The 1029-nt window shown below is 32.2% G+C and carries 2 protein-coding genes; both read left to right on the top strand.

Going from position 1 to position 1029, the window contains the following annotated elements; translation table 11 throughout:
- Positions 1-248 precede the first annotated feature (248 nt).
- The gene (locus tag ACFSTA_RS18720) at positions 249-506 is read left to right on the top strand and encodes a hypothetical protein (RefSeq protein ID WP_031876629.1); all 258 of its coding nucleotides are present in this window, start codon (positions 249-251) and stop codon (positions 504-506) included.
- A 67-nt stretch (positions 507-573) separates the two neighbouring features.
- A partial coding sequence (locus ACFSTA_RS18715; protein ID WP_377558361.1) for a hypothetical protein occupies positions 574-1029 on the top strand: 456 nt, incomplete at its 3' end.

Raw genomic sequence — 1029 nt, 5'->3', positions numbered from 1 at the left:
GCTAACGGTATTGGTGTAGTATCAGATGTTGCTAAAGCTTTTGGTTTAATGTAATCAACATTTTAAATCAATACATATGAAGAGGTGAGTCAACTATCAGTTGATTCACCTCTTATTTGCTTTATTAACACAGCAGGTCTTAAGTAATTAAAAGGTTTAATATGTGATATAAAGCACGCAGTAGTTTAAATTACTGCGTGCTATTTTTTTATACGTAGAATAATAAAATGTCCTAGAAAGGGCTTAAAATGCAAAATAAAAAGACTACTCATTTTTTGAGTAGCCAGGGAATTGTTTTTGATATATTAAATGAAAGGAGTAATACATTAATCATATCACACGCATTTATGCCGAGAAAATTTTTGGTTGGAATGAGCTATGTGTTAGCTAACTATGTTAGCGAGTTGGTTGGTGGTTTGTTGGGATTAATCCCAACGAAGTACCAACTCAACAACACATTATGCTCCGTTGGTTCCAACCAAAAAGCAATTGGAATAAAGCAATAATATGATACGGTTACATTAGGGATGATTTTTAAAATTGGGAGTAAAATTAGGAAAAGGAGTTTTTATTTTGAAACTAAAAAAATCGTTTGGAACATTAGTAATGAGTGCTGTTTTATTATCAACAATTAGCCCAATAGCAGGTGCAAGTGAATCAATAGAATCGCACAAGTCAGTTAGTAAGTCGAATACAGAAATTGAAAAAGATAATAAAGTTTTAGATGATTTGTTTCAAAATCCTAAATTTGTAACTGAACAGACTGTTAATAATTTACCATCTAATCTTAAAGAAGGGACTTCCGAAAGAGTTGGTGGTTCATATGCTGTAAAAAAAGGTATTAAAGCAATGATAAAAAATAAAAAAGCTGTTTTCTCAGGAGTTAAAAAGATAAGCCCTCGTGCTGGTAAATCTTTAGAAAAACGTTGGGATAAGTATGTTGAGCCAGCGTTAAATAATATTCTAAAACAAGAAGAAGCTACATGGGGTAATGTGGAAGGTCAAGTTGCTCAGGCATTAATGGGTACT

It is taken from the genome of Ornithinibacillus salinisoli, from assembly GCF_042684965.1.
Lineage (GTDB): Bacteria > Bacillota > Bacilli > Bacillales > Amphibacillaceae > Ornithinibacillus > Ornithinibacillus salinisoli.
This window is presented reverse-complemented; position numbering and strand designations above follow the sequence as displayed.